The sequence below is a fragment of the Longimicrobium sp. genome, assembly GCA_036389135.1.
Classification (GTDB): Bacteria; Gemmatimonadota; Gemmatimonadetes; order Longimicrobiales; family Longimicrobiaceae; genus Longimicrobium.
The window spans coordinates 186,560-207,997 of sequence record DASVQP010000117.1; the positions used below are offsets into that span (position 1 = coordinate 186,560).

The 21,438-nt window shown below is 71.4% G+C and carries 15 protein-coding genes; 11 read left to right on the forward strand and 4 right to left on the reverse strand.

The annotated features are described in order from the left end of the window. The first annotated feature begins 145 nt into the window (after positions 1-145). From VF584_24035 to VF584_24045, 3 genes are read left to right on the forward strand one after another with little or no spacing between them, the layout of a single operon-like run. On the forward strand, positions 146-5,887 hold the full coding sequence (locus VF584_24035; protein HEX8213267.1) for an MG2 domain-containing protein: 5,742 nt from the start codon (positions 146-148) through the stop codon (positions 5,885-5,887). Between the two features lie 32 nt (positions 5,888-5,919). Next, positions 5,920-8,148 (forward strand): penicillin-binding protein 1C, encoded by a 2,229-nt coding sequence (gene pbpC, locus VF584_24040; GenBank protein ID HEX8213268.1) that lies wholly within the window; start codon positions 5,920-5,922, stop codon positions 8,146-8,148. After that, the gene (locus tag VF584_24045; protein HEX8213269.1) at positions 8,145-8,609 is read left to right on the forward strand and encodes a hypothetical protein; all 465 of its coding nucleotides are present in this window, start codon (positions 8,145-8,147) and stop codon (positions 8,607-8,609) included. Before pbpC ends, VF584_24045 begins: the two co-directional genes overlap by 4 nt. A gap of 259 nt (positions 8,610-8,868) precedes the next feature. On the opposite strand, the gene VF584_24050 is transcribed toward VF584_24045, so the two are convergent. The 3 genes from VF584_24050 to VF584_24060 form a co-directional block, all read right to left on the reverse strand. Next, positions 8,869-9,984, reverse strand: coding sequence for a tryptophan 7-halogenase (locus VF584_24050; GenBank protein HEX8213270.1), 1,116 nt, complete (start codon positions 9,982-9,984; stop codon positions 8,869-8,871). After that, complete coding sequence (locus VF584_24055; GenBank protein HEX8213271.1) at positions 9,981-12,062, reverse strand: LodA/GoxA family CTQ-dependent oxidase; 2,082 nt, start codon at positions 12,060-12,062, stop codon at positions 9,981-9,983. Before VF584_24055 ends, VF584_24050 begins: the two co-directional genes overlap by 4 nt. Before the next feature lie 342 nt (positions 12,063-12,404). Next, on the reverse strand, positions 12,405-12,848 hold the full coding sequence (locus VF584_24060; GenBank protein HEX8213272.1) for a hypothetical protein: 444 nt from the start codon (positions 12,846-12,848) through the stop codon (positions 12,405-12,407). Between the two features lie 865 nt (positions 12,849-13,713). On the opposite strand from VF584_24060, the gene VF584_24065 reads away from it, so the two are divergent. Beyond that, positions 13,714-14,682, forward strand: a complete 969-nt coding sequence (locus tag VF584_24065; protein ID HEX8213273.1) for a hypothetical protein — start codon at positions 13,714-13,716, stop codon at positions 14,680-14,682. 58 nt (positions 14,683-14,740) lie between these two features. After that, positions 14,741-15,739, forward strand: coding sequence for a hypothetical protein (locus VF584_24070; protein ID HEX8213274.1), 999 nt, complete (start codon positions 14,741-14,743; stop codon positions 15,737-15,739). A gap of 60 nt (positions 15,740-15,799) precedes the next feature. On the opposite strand, the gene queG is transcribed toward VF584_24070, so the two are convergent. Then, positions 15,800-16,954: a tRNA epoxyqueuosine(34) reductase QueG gene (gene queG, locus VF584_24075; GenBank protein ID HEX8213275.1), complete on the reverse strand. Its 1,155-nt coding sequence runs from the start codon at positions 16,952-16,954 to the stop codon at positions 15,800-15,802. A 101-nt stretch (positions 16,955-17,055) separates the two neighbouring features. Here queG and VF584_24080 point away from each other — a divergent pair, with 101 nt between their 5' ends. From VF584_24080 to VF584_24105, 6 genes are all read left to right on the forward strand, one after another. After that, positions 17,056-17,454 carry a GxxExxY protein gene (locus VF584_24080; GenBank protein ID HEX8213276.1) on the forward strand — a complete coding sequence of 133 codons (399 nt, stop codon included), beginning with the start codon at positions 17,056-17,058 and terminating at the stop codon, positions 17,452-17,454. Positions 17,455-17,565: 111 nt separating this feature from the next. After that, complete coding sequence (locus VF584_24085) at positions 17,566-18,711, forward strand: aminotransferase class V-fold PLP-dependent enzyme (GenBank protein ID HEX8213277.1); 1,146 nt, start codon at positions 17,566-17,568, stop codon at positions 18,709-18,711. Between the two features lie 215 nt (positions 18,712-18,926). Continuing rightward, a complete protein-coding gene (locus VF584_24090; protein ID HEX8213278.1) occupies positions 18,927-19,448 on the forward strand; it encodes a hypothetical protein in 522 nt (173 codons plus the stop codon). A gap of 32 nt (positions 19,449-19,480) precedes the next feature. Continuing rightward, positions 19,481-19,966 (forward strand): hypothetical protein, encoded by a 486-nt coding sequence (locus tag VF584_24095; protein HEX8213279.1) that lies wholly within the window; start codon positions 19,481-19,483, stop codon positions 19,964-19,966. A gap of 34 nt (positions 19,967-20,000) precedes the next feature. Next, positions 20,001-20,852 carry a hypothetical protein gene (locus VF584_24100; protein ID HEX8213280.1) on the forward strand — a complete coding sequence of 284 codons (852 nt, stop codon included), beginning with the start codon at positions 20,001-20,003 and terminating at the stop codon, positions 20,850-20,852. After that, positions 20,852-21,433 carry a hypothetical protein gene (locus tag VF584_24105; protein ID HEX8213281.1) on the forward strand — a complete coding sequence of 194 codons (582 nt, stop codon included), beginning with the start codon at positions 20,852-20,854 and terminating at the stop codon, positions 21,431-21,433. The genes VF584_24100 and VF584_24105 overlap by 1 nt, the downstream gene beginning before the upstream one ends. Positions 21,434-21,438: the final 5 nt, after the last annotated feature.

Here is a 21,438-nt window from a genome sequence, read left to right on the forward strand (position 1 = left end):
ATCGCGGCTCGTTGGCAGCCCGGTGCCGTGCGCGCTCCGGCGCGAGGGTGGGCTTCTCCTCTCGCGATGAACCTGTTCTCCGCACCGGAAATCCGTATCTTGCACGCAGGCAGCTTCCCTCCCCGCCATTCCACACCCTCCCCGCGTGCGACGGTCTACTCTCCTGCTGATCGTGTTCCTGGGCCTCTCCGGGACCCTTGCGCTGGGCTCTTCGCGCGCCAGCCAGCTTCCCGGCCGCGTGCTGGGGGTGCTGCGCACCTCGCCCGAAGGCGGCGCCGCGCCGATGGACGTCATCACCGTCACATTCGACCGGCCGGTGGCGGGCGGGCTGGACGAGACGGTGGACCCCAAGGCCATCTTCAGCATCGAGCCCTCCGTGGCGGGGCGGGTGGAGTGGCGAGACCCCGTCACGCTGCGCTTCACGCCCGCGGCGCCGCTGCCGCCCGGCGCCGACTTCCGCGTGCGGATCGCTGACAACTTCGCCGCCATGGACGGCGCGCGGCTGCCGAAGCCGTACGAGTTCACCTTTCACGTGGAGCGCGCGCGGGTGCTCGCGGGCGACCCCGTGGGGCCGGACGAGAACCCGCAATACCTGCCGCCGGTCCCCCTCTTCCGCGTGCTGATGAGCAGCGAGACGGACGCGCAGGCGCTGGCCGCGGCCTCGCGCGTGGAGCCCGCCGCCGGGTGCCGCGCCCCGCCGGTGCCGCTGAAGCTCCTCGCCCAGCGACCGCGAAACGGCGACGATCCCGACTGGTTCCGCTACATGGGCGCCACGGGCAACGACACCACCCACGATCTGCGCCGCGTGGTGGAGCTCGCGCCCGTGCGCCCCCTGCCGGCCGGGTGCGACGCCGCGCTGGTGATTCCCGCCAGCATGGACAGCGTGCGGGGAACGCCCGTGCGCTGGCCCTTTGCCACGTACGGACCGTTCCGCATCGTGCACGCCGGCTGCCCGCTCACGGGCAGCTGCCACTACGGACCGGCGACGGTCATCTTCTCCACCCCCGTCAAGGGCGCCGACGTGCTGCGCCACGTGCGCCTAACGCGGAGCGGGGGGGCGAACCGCGCGTTCGCCATCCGCGACACCGCGGAGTATTCCGACCAGTGGCGGCTGGAGGGGCGCCTGGTGCCGCGGCAGAGCTACACGATCACGATCGATCCGGCGCTGACGGATCAGTTCGGCCAGCGCCTTCCCGGCGCGGGCACGAGCACCTTTGCCACGCCGGGCGTGCCGCCGTCGGTGGTCTATCCGCACGGCAAGATGATCGTGGAGCGCGAGGGCTTCCGCACGCTCGCGGTGCAGCACGTGAACGTCGATACGCTGCGCGTGGCCGTGGCCGAGGTGCCACGGTCGATGGAGAAGGCCTTTCTGAGCCAGGGATGGGGCCGCTGGGCCGAGGCATGGAGCAGGCTGGCGCCCACCGCCGCGCGCAGCAGCGTGCCCACCCGCGCCGCGCGCGACGTGAGCTCCATCACCGGCGTCCGGTTGCCTGCGCCCGATGCGCGCACGCCGCGCCGGGGGACGCTGCTGGCCGTGCGCGTGCGCGGGCGTGGCGTGGACACCATGGATGCCATCGGCGCGCCCGTGGCGTTGGTGCAGGTCACCGACCTGGCCGTGCACGCCCGCGTCGGCGTAGACCAGGCGGTCGTCTGGGTGACGGGGGTGAGCGACGGCAAGCCCCGCCCCGGCGTGAGCGTGATGCTCCACGACACCGCGGGCGCCGTGCGCGCCACGGGTGCAACCGACGCGCGAGGGATCGCGACGCTGGCGGGCTTCCGCCGTCCCACGGTGCGCGCCGGGCGGGCGTGCACGGACGAGTGCGACGGGTCGTTCGAGGGCTACGTATCCGCCCAGGCGGCCGACGACCGCGCGCTGGTGGGGGTGAGTGAGTACGATCCCGACCTGTCGCCGTGGCAGTTCGGCGTGTACGCCGCGTGGGGCGAGGGGCGGGCGCCGGCCGCGGGCGCGGTGTTCACCGAGCGCGGCATCTACCGTCCCGGCGAGCCGGTGTACGCCAAGGCCATCGTGCGCCGGGGGCCGCTGGGCGGGCTGGCGCCGCCCGCGCGCGGCGACTCGCTGCGCTGGACGTTCGACGACCGCGAGGGGAAGCCCATGCGGCAGGCCACGGCCGCCCTGAGCGCCTTCGGCACGGCGCACCAGACGATGCGCCTCCCCGCCGAGCTGCCGCTGGGGAGCTATGCGGTGCGCATCGAGTTGAGACGCGAGGGCGAGTGGCGCGAGGTGGGCGCCACGCACTACCAGGTGGCCGAGTATCGCCCTCCCGAGTTCCTGGTGAGCGTGACCACGGACAGCACGCCGCGCTTCGCCGGGCAGACGGTGACGGCCACGGTGGGCGCGCGCTACCTTTTCGGCGCGCCCATGGCCCGCGCCCCCGTGCGCTGGACGGCGCGGCAGACGTCTCTCTCACCGTGGGAGATCACCATCCCCGGCACGGAAGGATACCAGATCGGCGAGGAGTCCAGCGGGCTGGAGGAGGACGGGGAGAACGACGATGAGGTGGTGGGGAGCGGCGTGGACACGCTGGACGCGCGCGGATACCGCGACCTGCGCGTAAAGGCGCAGCCGCAGCCGGACGGGCGTCCGGCGCGCCTCACCATCCAGGCGGAGGTGGTGGACGCCAACCGGCAGTCGGTGGTGGACGTCGCGTCGGCCGTGCTGCACCCGGCGGACTTCTACCTGGGCGCAAAGGTGCAGGGCGGTGGGTGGTTCTGGACGGCGGGGGCGCCGGTGCGGGTGGACGTGATCGCGGTGCGGCCGGACGGGCGCGGGGTGGGCGGCGTGGCCGTGCGGGGCGCCGTCGTACGCCGCGAGTGGCACCGCGTGCGGCGCGAGCGCAACGGAGTGGTTGACGAGGTGGGGCAGTGGGTGAGCGACACCGTGTCCACGTGCAATCTCACCACCGGCCGTGGCCCGCAGCCCTGCGCGTTCACCCCCCGCGAGGGCGGCGAGTACACCGTCCACTTCGCGGCGGCCGACGCGCAGGGCCGCGAGGTGCGCACCAGCTTCTCGCGGTGGGTGGTGGGCGGCGGATGGGTGCCGTGGAACGACGAGGGCAAGTTCAAGATGGACATCGTCGCGGACAAGCAGCGCTACTCCGTGGGCGACACGGCCACCATCCTGCTCGCCGCCCCCTTCACCGATGCGGAGGCGTGGATCACGGTGGAGCGCGAGCGCGTGCTGGAGCAGCGCCGCATCCGCGTGACCTCGGGGACGCAGACGATTCGCATCCCCATCACCGAGGAGCTGGCGCCCAACGCGTACGTGTCCGTGATCCTGGTCCGCGGGCGCACCTCGCGGCCGGGGACGGTGGACGACCCCGGCCGCCCCACTCTGCGCGTGGGCTACGCCGAGCTGACCGTGACGCCCGAGTCCAAGCGCCTGGACGTGCAGGTGCAGCCGCTCCAGGCCGAGTACCGCCCGGGCGACACGGCCCGCGTGCGGGTGCGCGTGCGCGATGCGGCCGGGCGCCCGCAGGCTTCGGAGGTGACGCTCTGGGCCGTGGACGAAGGCGTGCTCTCGCTCACCCGCTACACGACGCCGGACCCCATCGGCCTCATCTACCAGCCGCGCGGCCTCGGCATGAGGCTGGGGAGCAACCTTGTGTCCGTGGCGCCGCAGGTGCCGGAAGGGCCCAAGGGCTCGCGCAGCCCCGGCGGCGGCGGCGGGCAGGACCTCGCCGGCGTCCTCCGCTCGCGCTTCCGGCCCACGGCTTTCTTCTTGGGCTCCGTGCTCACCGATGCGAACGGCGAGGCCGTCGCCCAAGCGCACCTTCCCGACAATGCCACCACCTTTCGCGTGATGGCCGTGGCGGTGACGGCGGGTGACCGCTATGGCGCCGGCGACACGTCGCTCGTCGCCACGAAGCCGCTGCTGGCGCGCCCCGCCCTCCCCCGCTTTATCCGCGAGGGCGACGACTTCCTCGCCGGCACGGTGGTGAACCAGCGTTCCGGCGCCCCGCAACGGGTGATGGTGATGGCGGATGCCACCTCGGTCACGCTCGAGGCGCCGCGGCAAGTTATCGAGCTCGCCCCCGGCCGAGGTGCCGAGGCGCGCTTCCACTTCACCGCGCCGGTGGGCGACAGCGCCACCTTCCGCTTCCGCGTGGAGGGCGGCGGCGAGACGGACGCCGTGCAGGTGACCATCCCCATCCGCCCCGCCAACCGCCCCGTCTTCCACACCGCGTCCGGCATGCTGCGCGACACGGCGACAGTGGAGATGGTGCTCCCAGAGGAGACCGACCCCGTCCGCTCGCGGCTGGAGCTGGGCTTCGGCACATCGCCGCTGACACTCGTGCAGGCCTACGCCCGCGCGCTGGCTTCGTATCCCTACGACTGCACGGAGCAGCTCGCCAGCGAAGCCATCTCGCTCATCGCCCTGTACCGGGCGCAGCGTGCGGGCGCTCCGGATGTCGCCCCGGCGGACACGCGGCAGCGGATCGAGAGGCTGGTGCGCGCGGTCGGCGCCCGGCAGCGCGAGGACGGCGGCATCGGGCTGTGGGATGCGAGGGGGTGGACGTCGCCCTGGCTGACGGCGTACGTGGGCCGGACGCTGCTGGAGGCACGCGGCGCCGGCATTCCGGTGAGCGACAGCGTGCTGGCGCGGGCGGGGCGCTACGTATCGCGCGCGCTGCACGACCCCTCTCAGCTCGCGCCCGTGCTGGGCGACCGCGCCCGCGAGACGAGCTGGCTCCTGGCCGAGCGGGTGGCCGCGGCCGATTTCCTGAGCCGCCTTGGCCGCCCCGACGTGCCCGCCGAAAACCAGCTCCTGGGCCAGGCCGCGCGCATGGCCTGGGAAGACCGCCTGGCGCTCGCCGAGATGCTGGCCCGGCGCGGCGCGCGCGAGCCGGCGGGCCGCCTCCTGGACGCGGCGTGGGCCTCGGTCACCATCCGCGGCGCGCGTGCCGTGCTCCCCGCGACGGCGTACCGCGAACGGTTCTACTTCGCCTCCCGCGTGCGCCCCGCGGCGCGGCTGCTCTCGGCCACCCTCGCACTCCAGCCGTCCAACCCCGGGATGGGCGCGCTGGTCGAGTCGATCGTGCAGCAGAGCCGCGCCGAGAGCGGATACGTTTGGACCACGCAGGACTACGCCTGGGCCGTCCTCGCCCTCACCCGCTACCAGCAGCTCGTGCCGCACGGGGCGCAGGACCGCACCGTGAGGATCGTGCACAACGGGCGCGTGGTGGCGGAGCGCCGAGCGCGCCAGACGGACGGCGGGCTCGACTCCGTGCGCTCCCTCGAAGGGCTGGTCACCACCCGGCCGGATGGGAAGAAGGTGCTGCGCGTCTCGCTGCAGGGCGTGGGTGCCGGGGGCGCCGTGTTCTACCACCTGGGCGTGCGCGAAAGGGCGGCACAGCCGTCGTTCACGCCGCGCGACCGGGGGATCGCGGTGGAGCGCTGGTACGAGTCGGTGGATACGCGCCGCCCGTTGACCAGCGTGGCCGAGGGCCAGGTCATCCGCGTGCGCCTGCGCATCCGGGTGCCCGATGAGCGGGTGATGGTGGTGCTGGACGATCCCCTCCCCGCCGGGCTGGAGGCGGTGGACCTGAGCCTGCGCACGGTGAGCCCCTTTGCGCCCGACGTGCTGGAGCCGGAGCCGGAGCCGGGCACGGGCACCGGGAACTGGCTCTTTGGAAGCTGGGATGCGGGGATGTGGTCGCCGTTCGACCATACCGAGATCCGCGACGACCGAGTGGTCTACTTCGCCCGCACGCTATGGCGCGGCAGCTACAACGCCACCTACCTGGCGCGGGCGACCACGGCCGGCCGCTTCACCATGGCACCCGCCCACGCGGAGGAGATGTACAACCCCGGCGTGCACGGCCGCAGCGGCGGCGGCACCTTTGTCGTCACCACGGCCGCGCCATGAGGTATAACCGCCCTACGATCACGCGGCCCCGCGTGACGCGCTGGATCGTCCGCGCACTGGGCGGGACGACGGCGCTCGCCGCCTGCGCGGCGGCGTGGATCGCCCTGCCGCTGCCCGCGGAGGTGGCGTCCCCGAAGCCCGTGACGCGCCTGGTGATGGAGGACCGCGCCGGACTCCCCCTCCGAGCCACGCGCGCGGCCGACGGCAGCCGCGGCGGATGGACGCCGCTCGCCGAGGTCGATCCGCGCCTGGTGCAGGCGTTCGTGGCGGCGGAGGACCACCGCTACTTCGCCCACCACGGCGTGGACGTGCGCTCCGTGGGCCGCGCGCTCCGCGACAACGTGGCGGGGGGGCGCCGGGCGGGCGCATCGACGCTCAGCATGCAGACGGCCCGGCTGCTGGTGCCCACCGGGCGCACCGTGCGGGGCAAGCTGCGCCAGGCGCTCTGGGCGCTCCGGCTGGAGGCCCACCTCCCCAAGCGCGCAATCCTGGAGCAGTACGTCAACCGCGTTCCGCTCGGCCGCGCGTCGGTGGGCGTCTCGGCGGCGGCGGAGCTCTACTTCGGCGCGTCGGCGCGCGAGCTCAGCCTGGGGCAGGCGGCGCTGATCGCCGGCATCGCCCGCTCCCCCGCGCGCGACAACCCGTTCGCCTCTCCCGCCCGCGCCCGCGCCCGCCGCGACGTGGTGCTGGCGCGCATGCGGCAGCTCGGGCTCGCGACGGCCGAAGAGGTCGCCCGCGCCCGCACCGAGCCCGTGCTCCCGCCGCGGCCCCGGTCGGCGTTCCTCGCCCCGCACTTCACCGCCCGCCTGCTCCAGGAGGCGGATGCGGGCCATCTTCCGAGCGACGGCACACTCCGCACCTCGCTCGACCTGGAGCTGCAGGCGCTGATCGAGGGGGAGGTGAGGCACACGGTGCGCACGCTGGGCGACCGGGGCGCCCGCCACGCCGCCGCGGTCGTGCTCGACAACGCCACGGGCGAGGTGCTGGCGTGGGTGGGCTCCCCCGACTTCTGGGAGCGCGAAGTGGGCCAGGTGGACATGGTCACCTCGCCCCGCCAGCCCGGCTCGGCGCTGAAGCCGTTCCTCTACGGCCTGGCCTTCGACCGGGGGCACACCGCCGCGACCGTCCTCCCCGACGTGCCGCGCAGCTTCGCGAGCTCGATGGGGCCGTATCGGCCGCAGAACTACGACCGGCGCTTCCACGGCCCCGTCCGCGCGCGCGAGGCGCTGGCGAGCTCGTACAACCTTCCCGCCGTGGAGCTGGCCGACCGCGTGGGCGTGGAGGCGTTCCTGGAGACGCTGCACCGCGCGGGCTTCGCATCGCTCAGGCAGGGCGCATCGCACTACGGCCTGGGCCTGGCGCTGGGCACGGGCGACGTCACCCTGCTGGAGCTCGCCTCCGCCTACCGCGCCCTCGCCAACGGCGGCGAGTGGATGCCCGCGCGCTTCACCCCCACCACCCCCGGCCAGGGCCCCGCCCGCCGCGAGCGTGTGATGTCGCGCGAGGCGGCCACGCTGGTGCTCGGCATCCTGGGCGACGCCGATGCGCGCGCACCCGGCTTCGGCACCGCGACGCCGTTCGACTTCCCCTTCCCCACCGCCGCCAAGACGGGCACCAGCCGGCACTTCACCGACAACTGGGCCGTGGGAGTGACGAAGGGGTTCACGGTGGCCGTGTGGGTGGGCAACTTCACCGGCCGGCCGATGGAGGGCGTGAGCGGCATCACCGGCGCCGGTCCCCTGCTCTACCGCTCCATGCTCGCCGCGGCGTCACGCCGGCCTCCCGGCGCGCTCCCGGCGCCAGAGGAGGCGGGGCTCGTGCCCGTGCGCGTCTGCCGCCTCTCGGGGATGCGCGCCGCGGGCGGGTGCGAGTCGCTGGTGGAGTGGTTCATCCCCGGCACCGAGCCGGCAAAGGATGACGACTGGGAGCGCGGCGGCCGCCTGTCGCTCCCGGCGGAGTACGCGGAGTGGGCCGCGGGCCAGGGCGGGCGCTGGGCCGCCGCGGCGGGCGCCGGCGAGGACCGCTTCCGCATCGTCACCCCCCGCGGCGGCGACCACTACTCCGTGCCGCTGGGCGTGGCGGCCCGCTACGCCACCCTCTCGCTGCGCGCATCCGGCCGCACCGGCCCCGTCCGCTGGTCCGTGGACGGCCGCGAGGTGCCGGACGCGCGCTGGTCCCTCGCGCCCGGCCCCCACACCATCCGCGCCCAGGCCCCCACCGGCGAGGCCGACGAGGTGCGCATCACCGTCGGCGGCGAGTGACGGCCGCCATCACGCCGGAGGACGGCGCCGTCGTCGTCCTCGAGTCCGTGTGGTGGAAGAACCCGTTCCTCTGGATGGCCCTCGGGATCGGCATCCCCTCCACGAGCATGATGATGGAGGACGGCGTCGAGCACCTCGCGCCTGGGTCCGGAGTGGCGACCCTCGTGCTGGCCGTGCTCGCCCACCTATCCCTGCGCGCCCGCCTGGAGATCCGCCCGGACGGCTTTCGCGAGAAGCTCGCCTTCTGGCGCACCATCGAGCACCGCTGGGCCCACGTCGGAGGGTTCTCCATATTCAAGCAAGATGAAGCGGAGGACGCGGTCGCCTTCTGGGTCCTGGAGAACGGGAGGAATACAGGAAAGTTCGATATCCTCATGGGCGCGTACGGCGAGAACGTGAAGGCGCTCACGGATCGCATGAACGCCGCGCGCGCGAAAGCGCTCGGGGCCGCCGCGACGTGATACCAGTTACAGGACACCGAACAGCAAAAGGAGTTCTCGGTGGCTTGCAGTTCCCTCTGTGTCCTCCGTGTGAGGCTTTTCTCCCGCTGTTCTCCCGTCCTGCGTCTCTGAGCCTCTCTGTGAGGGTAGCGGTTCGGGAGTTTGCACAAACGTTCTGAACAGATGGTGTGACACGTCGAGTGACGATTTGATCTCGGAGATCACTCATTCGTCCTCTTCGATGGGTGCCGCTCGACAGCGTCCAGCAGATCGGAAAGGATCAGGATCGCCAGGGCAGCGCCAGGGAAGCGGAATCCGGCATTCCGTGCCGCCGCGACCAGAACGGACGATCGGCCCAGCGCCGCTCGGATCCGTAGTACGCCCGCAGGTGCCCAAGATATGCCGCGTAGATCGCGGCGACGTGCTCCGCGTACGACGTCACGGCTTCCCGGTCTCCCGAAAGCCGCGCGTGGACGGCGGCGGCGGCGCGCGTCCCCGTGTGCAGCGCGTTCAGGATTCCGTGGGACGAGAGCGGGTCGAACGAGAGCGCCGCGTCGCCCGCCGCGATCCACCCCTCACCCGCGGGCGTGGCGAGCCGCGCGCTCCCGGCGTCCGCGCCGCGCGGGGCGGACGCGGGCGCGTACCCGTGGAGCGCGGCGCACACGTGCGTGGTCCGCGCGAGCGCCGCCTGAAAGCGGGACGGATCACGGAGCGCGCGGGCGGACGGATCGTCCACGTCGGCCAGGAAGGCCGCCACGCGCTCGCCGGCGGGGAGGCGCGCGGTGTACCACCATCCGTCCGCACCCGCCTCCACCAGCGTCCGCCCGTCGCGGTCCGCGCCGTCCCGCGGGCGAAAGCGCGCGTGGAAGGCCACCAGCCGGTCGTGCCGGACGCGGGCGCCGCCCAGCCGCCGCGCGACGGCCGCGCTTCGCCCGGTGGCGTCCACCATCCACGCGCACTCCGCCTCGCGGCCACGATCGATGCGAACGCGCCACCCATCCCCCGCCCGCTCCGCGCCGACGATGCGGGCGGGCGTGACGATCTCCGCGCCCGCATCGGCCGCGGCGGCGAGGAGGCCGGCGTCGAAGCGGGCGCGGTCCAGGTGCCAGCCGTGGCCGTGCAGGCCGAAGATGAAGTCGTGCGTGGCCAGCATCCCGCTCCCCCAGGCGGACGCGTTGCCGGGCGTGGGCGCGTGCCCCTGGCGCAGAAAGCCGTCGAGCAGCCCCAGCTCGCCCAGCAGCGCGCGACCCACCGGCGGCAGCGCCTCGCCCACGGCCGCGGCGGCCGGCGCGGCATCCACCAGCAGCACGCGGCGGCCGGCGCGGGCCAGCGCCAGGGCCGCCGCGGCGCCGGCCGGGCCGCCCCCGGCGACCACGGCCGCGTACCGCTCGGTCATTCCTTGCCCGGCCGCTGCACCGGCGTGGGCGCGTCCTCGGCCTCTTCGAACGAGCGCCACCCGGCCCGGCGGAGGATGGAGAGCCGCAGCGCCTCGTCGGACGACAACGCGGGCTCCGCGGCGGGCGCCATCGCCCCGGTGACCGCATCGGCCACTTCCGTGACCACCTCCGCCACGCCCGCGGCCGCCGCGAACAGTACCGAGGGGGCCGCCTTCGCCCCGGGCTGCGGGCGCGGCAGGGCGCCGCCCAGCGCCTCCACCCCGATCATCGGCGGGAAGACCGGATCGCTCGCCACGCCTTCGCGCAGCTCCACCACGCCGAACGATCCGAAGAGCTCCACCATCTGCTCCATCTGCGCCGCGGTGTCCGGCCCGTCGAGCCAGCGCGTCCACGACGCACGGCCGGTGAAGGCTTCGAGCCGCTCCTGGCGCGGCCTGCTGGCGTCGCGCACCACCTCGTACGCCTCCTGCGTGAGCACCTGATTGGGCACGCGCGCCGGCCAGAAGGTGGGGATGAACGGGTCGTACGTATACGTCTTGGTGCCGTAGCCCGAGCGGCAGAACGCCGTGTCGGCCTGCCATGGCAGTCCCATCCACCGCGTGAGGTCGCCCGGCCCCTGCGCGTGCAGCGGGCCCGTTGCCGAGAGCGCGATCTCGGGGGTGAGCACGGGGCCGTAGTCGGGCTCGGGCTGGTCCGGCGAGCGGTGGATGATCCGGAACGGCGACGAGAACAGGGTCACATGGCGAACCGGCCAGGTCACCTCGCATCCCGGGTGGAATGCGTCGGCCAGGCAGAAGTGCAGCGCGGCCCTGTCCAGCATCGCCGGCTGGTCCTGCAGCGGCACCTGCTCGATGAACCGCGGCGGATCGTACGGCCGCTCCCAGTCGTCCACGAACTGCCCCGCCGCCCAGGCTTTCAGCACCCGGTACTGGGTGGGCGACACCGAGGCGTTCTGGCGCGGCGACGGGCTCGGCGGATTGTCCATGTCGTCGCCGTAGATCCACGGCCACGGGAGCGGGCTGTTGCTGGTGGGCTCGGGCTCGCGAAACGAGTTGAAGATCTGCAGCCTCGCCTCCCCGTACACGTCCACGCCGCTGGAGGGGAGCCACGACAGGGTGCGGACGTACGCCGGGTCCTCGAAGTCGTGCGGGCCGCCGCGCCCGAACTGCGCCGCGAAGCCGGCGTTCACCCACTGCAGGCTGCTGAGCCGCTGGAGGATCGGGTACACGTCGTGGCGGAACGACACCGGCGAGGGCGGCTTCATCCATCCCGCCTCGACGTAGCAGTCCACCAGCAGGTCGTACAGCGTGCGCACGCCGATCGCCTCGGGCGCGTAGTTGGGCGGCGCGGTCACCACCCATGCAGGGTCGACGGGGATCGGCCGCCCGCCGATGGAGACCTCGGCCGTCACCGGGCCGTCGGAGGCGTCGTCGTACCACCCGTTCGCGTTGATGAACGGGTTCGGCTGCGACTCGTCGAAGATCGGCGAGCCCGAGGGAGAGGCCGACACGCCGCGGCCGCCCAGGAACAGGAGGCGCCCCGCCTCGTCGGTCCGCACCTCCCCCAGGTTCACGGGCGTGCCCTGGAACGCGCCGTTCAGCTCGTACGCGGGCCCGCCCTCCCACGCCCCGGCGATCGAGCGCGGGCCGGGGTCGATCTCCAGGCTGGCGCGGTCGCCGACGGTGGCGTTGCGCAGCGGCAACGTCTTCCCCGCGGCCTCGGGGATGTCGAGGGCGATCGCCCACTGGTACCACGATGCCTTTCGGTTGGCCACGTGCACCGTCCAGCGAAGGTCGGCGTCGTGCGTGGTCAGCTCACGAACCACGTTGCCGGCGGCGTCGTAGCCGTACACGCGGAAGCGTGCCGCCTGCCGCTTGAGCGCGCCGGCCGCGTCGTGCATGCGCCCGGGCGGCTGCGGCAGCGGCTCGGTCACCTCGGGACCCACGTAGAAGTCGTGGTGGCTGTTCCCCATCCGGGCGACGCCGATGGCGGGGTGGATCGCCGCGCGGACGATGGCGGCGTCCGCGCCCGGCGCGTGGAGCTGGTGCGTGCTCGGGAAAGCGTCTGAAGGGGTCATCGAACGGCTCGCTGGGAAACGGTGGGCCATCAACGAACGCGCGGGGTGGACCGGCACGTGAGGAGAATCAACTCTGGACGCGAACGATACAGTGGGGCCGGCGTCCGTGCAATTGTGTCGCGATGGGGTCGCCCGGCCCGGAGGCGTTCGCCTTCACCTTCGGCTGATATCAGCTCTCCAGAAACGAAAAAACCAGGAACCTGGTCTCACACGGAGTCAGCACAGGAATCTGGATTCCCTGAGGCCGAAATGCCCTACTTTGCCGCCTGACCTGTTCCACAACAGTTATCCCACTCCCACGCCTTCCGCACTCCCGGCCCGGCGTGATAGACAGCGTAGAGCTCACAGCAGGAAGTCGCCTCCGGGATCGGGAAGCCCGTCGAGTGCGGCGGTGACCTGTCTCATGATATCCCTAGCGCTGTCGCCCGCTACATAGTCGATCGTGGCAAAGGTCTCCGTGTCCGCGCGGAGCCGATTGGCCTTCTTGAATGTCTCTGCGCCGTCGTGACGGTATCGCTCGGCCCCGGGAAAGGCTCCCGACACCAGTTGCAGCAGACCCGCCGGCCGAAACTGCTTGATCAGCTTGACCGTGGTAAAGTAGCGGGTCGCCCACTCCCGTTCCCAGGCGCCGCCCCTCGGGGGGTTGATGATGTGCTGGATGCGCGCACCCTTTGCATCGTTACTGGTGCCATTGAGAGCATCGCCGAAGTCCGACATGGCGTACGCCGCACCGACGAGACCCTCGCCGGACCGCAGCCCCAGCTTGTGCTTGTGGATCTTCTTCAACTGAAGTGAGCTCGGCATGAAGCACCCCGCGGGATCAGAGTGATGATGCAGGACGCACCGCGATGTGCGGCACGGATATAAAATGTGGCACAGCCCGGCACGGATACCACCGAACGGCGCCTCCGCTGAATACTACCGCGGAATCTCGGAAGAACAAGGCGGAATACCGCGCCTTAGCGGCGGCGCCTCTGCCCATGCCCCAATGCAGCTTGTAATTACTTGATGTTCCGGACGAGCCTACCGGATTCATGAGCCAGATGCGGAGTTACTTACGGGGATGCGGAGAGCCGCGCGACACGCGAGCACGGGTGTCGGTGGTAGATGACGGCGAGTCCGTGCGGGAGTCGCTGCCGGACCTGCGGACGGTGTGCGGATACCAACCGCCCGCCGCGACGACGCCGACCGTCCGAGGCTGCGTGAAGTGTAAACGACGGTAACGGACCTGTCACGAACGAGTTGAGCCCTCAGGCGCGAGCGCCGCCGCGATCTCCTCCCGCACCCACGCGTCCTCCTCCACCTCTTCCCCCGCAGCGCCTGCCGCGCCGCATCCGTGCCGATGCGCCCCAGCGCCCACGCCGCGTGCCCACGCACCGGTGCCTCCTCCTCCTGGCGAAATTCATCTTGACGCAGGGGCGGTCACGCGCCTACCCTGGAATTCGGCGATGCCCCGCCGACCTACTGCGGGCAACTACGGACAATTCGCGTATTCCCACCATGCCGCTCGCGTCTTTCTCGGCCGTTTGTCTATGGACAAGCCTTAAGGCGAAGCGTCCCCTGACGCGGCTTCGGCGGGCCAACGTGACGACGCAGCTTTCCACCCTTCTGCACCACCCGAGCCAGCAGAACCCGCGGCAGGAGATCCAGGGTGGCTGAGGCCCCAGCGATGAGCATCACCGTCAGGGACGACAGGGTCCAGGTGGGCGAGCGGTTCGCGTTCACCTTGCAGCGGACGCTCCGCATTCCCGATGACGGCGGAACGTATCCACTTCCCCCAGGCTTCGGGCCTCTCCCCGTCCACCGCGTGGAGAGCTATGCCGGCCGCGTCCCGGCAGCGTGGCGCAGAACGGGGGGCTTCTTCGTCCCGGTGTACCAGCGCGAGGCGCTCTGGCTCCAGTTCGAGGCGGCGTGGTGGAAGCCCAACGCAGTGATGGTGGCGGTGGGGGGCGTGAACGCCGTCTCGGGCGGCGACTGGCGCGAAAGCATGAACGCCGAGCCGCAGAACTACCTCGTGTGTCCCGACCAGCCCTGGCTCGACGGGATCAACGCCGGAGACGGCATGATCCGCCAATTCGTGGCCGTGCCTCTCGGGGGCGGCGACACGGTCGAGGAGCAGCTGACCGGGACCGCGGAGGTAGGCGGCATCCAGATCCGCATAATCGAGCCCAGGCCCGGCAGGTTTCGAGACGAGCCCCCACCCGGCGGCGACGTTCGCTTCGACGCGTTCGACGCGATCCCCACCGAGATGGGCGTCGCCGCCGGTGGCCGCATACGCCAGAAAATTTACCCCGACAGGTACGGGCTCGACACGTGGGACGAAGGAAATCGCGCAGACATCTTCGTTCACCTGGTCAACAGCGAGCAGTACCGCTCCGTCACCGGCCGCCCCCCCCCGCCCTCACCGATCAGCGCGAAGCTGTACACCGACATGGGTCTGCCCTGGTACGACCTGTACGATGAAGCGCACCGCGACGTGGGCGCAGCCCGGCGGCTCCAGGAGGTGAAGAGCCTGAGGGAGCGCGACGCGGGGAGAGGCGCTCCCCCGGATCCCGGTGACGAGCCCCTCCGCGTGGACCCCTCGCAGGTGATCGGTCTGAACCCACCCGAAAAGGATTGACGCGAGCCCGGCCGCGTGTGGCACGGGACTGATGTTCCACCCCGAGACGGAGGCTACGATGAACACCGACTACGTTTTCGAGATCTACCCGGACGAGATCCAGGCCCGCCTTGAGGCGCGCGACCGGTTCGCCCGCTCCCTTCCCACCGACGTGGGAGGGCGGGGGCTGGAGTTCGTGATCGAAACGCTGAAGCGGTGGGAGCCCGGGCAAACCCTCACGGTCGCGTTCAAGGGAGGGACGACGGCGCTGCACCAGCGCATCGCCGACGTGGCGGCCGAGTGGACCAGACACGGTAACCTCCACTTCGATTTCGGGTTCGACGCCCAGGGGGACGGACAGTTTCGCCGCTGGTCCTCTTCAGACCAGGCCTACGCGGCGCACATCCGTATCTCGTTCGACCAGGCCGGGCGCTGGTCGCTCGTCGGCACGGACAGCGTCAGCCCGCAGATCGTGGATCCCGGGCAGGCATCCATGAACTTCGGCGGGTGGGACCAGGCCCTCCCGGGCGACGCCGACGCGACGATTCTTCACGAGTTCGGGCATGCGCTCGGCTTTCAGCATGAGCACCAGCACCCGGCCGGCGGCTGCGACCTGGACTTTCGCTGGGAAGATGATCCCGGCTACACCCCCACCACGGACAACTCCGGCCAGTTCGTCGTGGACAGCCAGGGGAGACGTCCGGGCATCTACACGGTCCTGGGAGGCGCGCCCAACCGCTGGCCGAAGGCGAAAGTCGACCACAACCTGCGTCAGCTCGGAAACTCACACGCGTTCATGATCAGCGCGTTCGATCCGCATTCGATCATGAAGTACTTCTTCGGGGAGTGGATGTTTCGCGACGGCGCAAAGAGCCATTGCTTCAGCCAGCGCAACGCCACGCTTTCCGAAACTGACAGGCTCGGCATGCGCTCCGCGTATCCGGACGGTCAGGACCAGGTAAACGAGGCGCTTGCGCAGAGAAGGTCCTTTCTGGATTCGCTGATCAACGTGGAGACCATTCAGCCGGGTCTGAAGCGGACGCTGGAGATTCAGCGCGAGGGACTCGACCAACGTTGATCCCAGGTGCATCCCCGCCGCCTCGGGGGCCATTGGAGAGGCGCGCGGGGAGACCGCCTGTCAAGCCGTGGGTGCGAGAGCGATCTCCTCCCGCACCCACGCATCCTCCTCCACCTCAGCCCGTCCGGCCAGCGCCTGCCGCGCCGCCTCGGTGCCGATGCGCCCCAGCGCCCACGCCGCGTGCCCGCGCACCAGTGCCTCATCATCGTTCAGCGCGACCGCGAGCGCGGGGACGGCCTCAGGCGAGCCCCAGTTCCCCAGCGCGACCGCCACGTTGCGCAGCAGCCCGCGCCGCTTCGTCCGCTTCACGGCGGAGCCCTTGAAGCGGCGCGAGAACTGCTCCTGGCTCATCCCCATCCACTCGATCAGCGACGGCCCATCCATCCCATCGCGCGGGATGAAGGCGGGATCGTGCGCGGGCTCGGCGAAGCTGTTCCAGGGGCAGACCTCCTGGCAGATGTCGCAGCCGTAGATGCGGTTGCCGATGAGGGGGCGGAGATCGCGGGGGATGGGGCCGCGCAGCTCGATGGTGAGGTACGAGATGCAGCGACGCGCGTCCATGCGCGGGGCGCCCGTCTCGTCGCGCCCCAGCAGCGCTCCCGTCGGGCAGGCGCTCAGGCAGCGCGAGCACGATCCGCAGTGGTCGCGCGCAAACGGCTCGTCGTACGCCAACTCCACGTCCAGCAGCAGCACGCCGAGGAAGTAGTACGACCCGCGGCGGGGCTGGATGAGCATGGTGTTGCGCCCGAACCACCCGAGTCCCGCGCGCGACGCGAGCTCGCGCTCCAGCACGGGCCCGGCGTCGACGTACGCGCGCCCGCCCAGCGGCGTGAGCTCGGCGTTCGCCCATTCCTGGAGGGCGATGAGGCGGTCCTTGAGAAGATCGTGGTAGTCGTCGTTGCGTGCGTAGCGCGCCACGATCCCCCGCGACGGATCCGCCTCTCCATCATCCTCCCCGTGGTACCCGATCGCCACGACCACCGCCGATCGCGCGCCGGGCACGAGCACGGCGGGATCGGCGCGCCTGGCGACGGCGTCTTCGTGGGCCAGGTACGCCATTTCGCCGTGCATCCCCTCCCCCACCCACCTCCCATATGCCTCCGCGTGCCCCGACGGCTGCACGGGCGCGACGCCCACCGCCTCGAAACCCAGCTCCAGGGCGCGGGCGCGGATGCGGTCGGTCAGCTCGGCGGGGGGAAGGCGCGTCGAAAGCATGCGCCTGCTACACCCGTGCGTCGTGCGCGTGCCGGGGTATTTAACTGCAGGTGTCACGCGAAGGCGCAAAGACGCGAAGAAAAGACACGAGGAGAGGAGTCGTGGAGATTGAGGAGATCATGAAGGAGATTGTCGATGCCGCGTACAAGATCCACACGCGGATCGGCCCTGGGCTGTTGGAGAGCGTGTATGAAGTGGTGCTCGCGACGGCATTGGAGCATCGTGGCCTCGCGGTACGCAGGCAGGTGCCGGTTGCGATCAGGTATGAGGGTATCCACATCGACGAAGGTTTTAGAGTGGATCTTCTCGTGGAGAACAGAGTGGTCGTGGAACTCAAGTCGGTGGAGAAGATGGCACCGGTGCATTCAAAGCAGCTGCTGACCTATTTGCGGCTGATGGATCTACGCCTGGGTCTGCTGATCAATTTCGGAGCGCCAACCCTGAAGGAGGGAACCCGTCGAATCGCGAATGCCTACGCCCCATCGCGGGGTTCCCTTTAGCTCTTTCTTCGCGCCTTTGCGCCTTCGCGTGAGCCCAGCAGTTCCCGGTCTTGACGCCGCTCCGGTGCATGCCGCACCTTCCGCGCTCCTCGACACCTGGAGCACCGGACGATGCCAGACCAAACCGCCCCGCACCCCGAGCTCGCCACCCGCTGGCGCGGCGAGTTTCCGATCCTGCAGACCCACACCTACATGAACTCGTGCTCCCTCGGCGCGCTCTCCCGGCGCTCGATGGGGTACCTTGGCGAATACCAGGCGCTCTGGAACTCCATGGGCGCCTCCGCGTGGTACGAGCTGTGGCTGGGAAGGATCGCCGAGCTGCGCGGCCACGTCGCGCGCATGTGGAACGCGCGGGAGAACGAGATCGCGCTCACCCCCAGCGTCTCGGCCGCGCTCTCGTCGGTGGCGTCCACCATCGACTACACGAAGCGCAACCGCGTGGTGGTGTCGGACCTGGACTTCCCCACCCTCGTCTACCAGTGGCTCGCGCGGCCCAACGTCGAAGTGGTGCGCGTTCCCAGCGACGACGGCATCGGCGTGCCCCCCGAGCGCTGGGCCGAGTACATCGACGAGCGCACCGCCATCGTCGCCACCAGCCACGTCTTCTACGGCACCGGATACGTGCAGGAGCTGGAGCCGATCGCGCGGGCGGCGCGCGGGGCGGGCGCACTCTTTCTGGTGGATGGCTACCAGGCCGTGGGCCAGATCCCCGTGGACGCGCGCGCCAGCGGGGCGGACGTGTACGTGGCCGGACCCCTCAAGTGGCTCCTGGGCGGCCCCGGGCTGGCGTATCTCTGGGTCCGCGAGGAGTGCATCGCCGAGATGCGCCCCACCGTCACCTCCTGGTTCGGCGCGCGCGACCAGTTCTCCTTCCGCGTGGATGAGTACGAGCCGCGCGAGGACGCCGGCCGCTTCTCCCTCGGCACCCCCGCCGTACCCACGGTGTACACGGCGCTCGGGGGGATGGAGATCTTCAGAGAAGCCGGGGAGCGCGCCGTCTACGAGCGCATCGCGGGGCTCACGGAGCACCTTGTGGCGCTGCTCCACGACGCCGGCTTCGCGCTGCGCATCGCGGACGAGGCGCACCGCTCCGGGATCGTGCTGCTGAAGCACGACGACGCGGCCGGCGCCGTCGCCCGGTTGGCGAAGCAGGGGATCGTCGTGGACCACCGCGCAGGCTACGTGCGCGTCTCGCCCCACTTCTACAACACCGAAGCGGAGAACGAGCTCACCGTCCGCGCGCTCCTGGATGGGTGACGTTCCCGGACGGGAACGGGGCATGTTCCGAAACGGGAACACATTCCCGATTGACGACGTGCCCCGCCGCGTGTAAGTTATTGCACCAACACAGTTTGCACTGCCCGCCGGGGATGGCATATCGGTTGCCCTAGTCGCTGTCGGAACACGGAGCCGGCCGCGAATCGCGGAGCCCGCCCGATCCTGCGCCACCCCAAACCCCTCCTGGAGACCACATGAAGAAGTTCGCGATCGTTCTCGGTGCCGCTGCCCTGCTTGCCCTTCCGTCGCTCGCCGCCGCGCAGAGCACCGCCACCGGCTCCATCGCCGCCACGGCCACCGTCGCCACGGTGCTCGACTTCGGCACCTCGTCCGGGATGAACTTCGGTATCGTGACGCCGGGCACCACGTCGAGCAGCGTCAGCGGCTACATCCCGTTCACCCGCAACGTCGGGGTGAGCTTCACCCTTCCGGACGGGGCGACCACGGGACGCCTGACCCGCGCGGGCGGCACCGAGACCCTGCAGCCCGCGTTCAGCGCCTGCGGCGTCGGCACCACCAACAGCGCCATCACCAGCGCCTTCTCGGCGTGCGGCGGCGCGGGCCTCACCTCGGCGAGCGTGGTCGGCACCCTGACGGCGCCCACCGCCGGCCCCACCAGCGAGTTCGTGATCTTCACCGGCACCGTGGCGGTTCCGACCGCGGCCGTTCCGGGGACGTACACGGGCACCATCAAGATCACGGCGACGGCCAACTGAGCCGCACCGGACCGGCGCGAGACGAGAGGGGGATGCGGGCGTCCGTGCGGACGGCGCTCCTCCTCGCGCTCGCGGGGTGTTTAAGCGGGGGCGGGGCGTACGCCCAGGCCCCCGCGAGTGTCGGGGTGGATGCGGTTCCGGTGCAGGGGCTGTCGTTTGGGCCGCTGATCCCGGGAGTCTCGGAAGCGATCCCGGTGACGGATGCCGGGCGCCGGGCGGAGATCGTGCTGAACGGGCACGGCACGCTGGACGTGACGCTGGTGCTCCCCACGGCGATGGTCTCGCCCGCGGGCGCGCGGCTCCCGCTCCTCTTCACCGCGCGCGATGGGGCGCTGATGAGGAACGTATCGGCCTCGCTCCTCCCCATCGACCCGCTGAGCACGGTGCGGGTGAGGCTGGATGCGTCGCAGGGCCCCGCCCGCCTCCTGCTTGGAGGCACCGCGCTCCCCTCGCGGGAGCAGACGGCGGGAAGCTACACCGCCACCATCCTGGTGGTGATCACCAATCCTGGAACGTGATGTGCGCTCCGGGAGCAGAACCGCGGGAGATGCGATGACGATGCCCAAGATCCCCTCCTTCGCCGCCCGAGTGGCGCTCCTGCTGCTGGCGCTGGCCGCCGGCACGGCGAGCCGCGCCGCGGCGGTGACGGTGAGCCCCACGGCCCTCTTCATCGACTCGCGCAGCCCCACGGCCATGCTGGTGCTCTTCAACGCCGGCACCGCGCCCGAGGAGATCGAGATCGGCTTCGCCTTCGGCTATCCCACGACGGACGCGCAGGGGCGGACCAACACGATCCTCACCGACTCCGCGCCGGCGGGCGATCCTTCCATCCTCCCCTACGTGCGCGCCTTTCCGCGGCGCCTGACGCTCGCGCCCGGGCAGCGGCAGACGGTTCGGGTGCTGGTGCAGGCACCGGCGGGTATGGCCGAGGGCGAATACTGGGGCCGCGTGGTGGTGCGCTCGCGCGGGGGCACGCCCCCCATCGAGCAGAACAACGGCGACGTGCGCATGCAGCTCAACGTGGAGACCGCGGTCGCCACGGCGGTCCTCTTCCGCAAGGGCACGGTCACCACCGGCCTGGCGGTGAACGGCAGCGTGGCGCGGCTGAGCCCGGCCGGCGCGGTGGAGGCCGAGTTCGACGTGCGCCGCACCGGCACCGCCGTCTTCCTGGGCCACCTGCGCGCCGAAGTCGTCACCGCGGACGGGCGGGTGGTGGGGCAGATCGAAGACGAGATGGCCGTCTACCGGGCCCTGCGCCTGCGCTACACGATCCCGCTGGCGCCCGGCGCGCCGCGCACGGGGCTCACGGTGAGGTACACCTTCGACACCGAGCGCCCCGACCTTCCCTCGCCCGGCGCCGTCAAGGCCGCGCCGGTCTCGGGCACCGCAACCGTACAGGGCTGATGATCCGCATCCGCTTCTTCCTGCCGTTCGCCATAGGGGCCGCGCTCTGCGCCGCCCCCGTGCGCGCACAGGAGAAGCCGATGGCCGCATCCGGCATCGCCGCGGTGGCGGAGGTGCCGTACCCGCCGCTCACGGCAACGGGAATGCGCCCGGTGCAGTTCGGCAACGTCACCCCCGGCACGCCGGAGACGGTTCTTCCCGGCTACCTGGCGGGCAGCATGTCTGGCGAGTGGCGGATGACGGGCGTGGCGCGCGCGCGTACGATCGACATCTCCTTCGTCCTCCCGGCGACGCTGAACGCCGCGGGCGGCCGGACGATGCCCATCTCGTTCAACGGCAACTACGCCGCCCTGTGCGAGATCGACGACGCGGCGCAGACGTGCGTGGCGGCGTCGTGGGTCACCTGGAATCCGGTGACCACGCCCAGCTTCCGCGACACCCCGCAGCGCTACAAGCCGGGGCGCCCCAAGTACGAGTACGACCACTACTCGGTGTACATGGGCGGCCGGGTCGCTCCCCCCGTGAGCCAGCCCGCGGGCAACTACTCGGGGACGATCACCATCCAGCTGGTGATCAACTGAGCCGG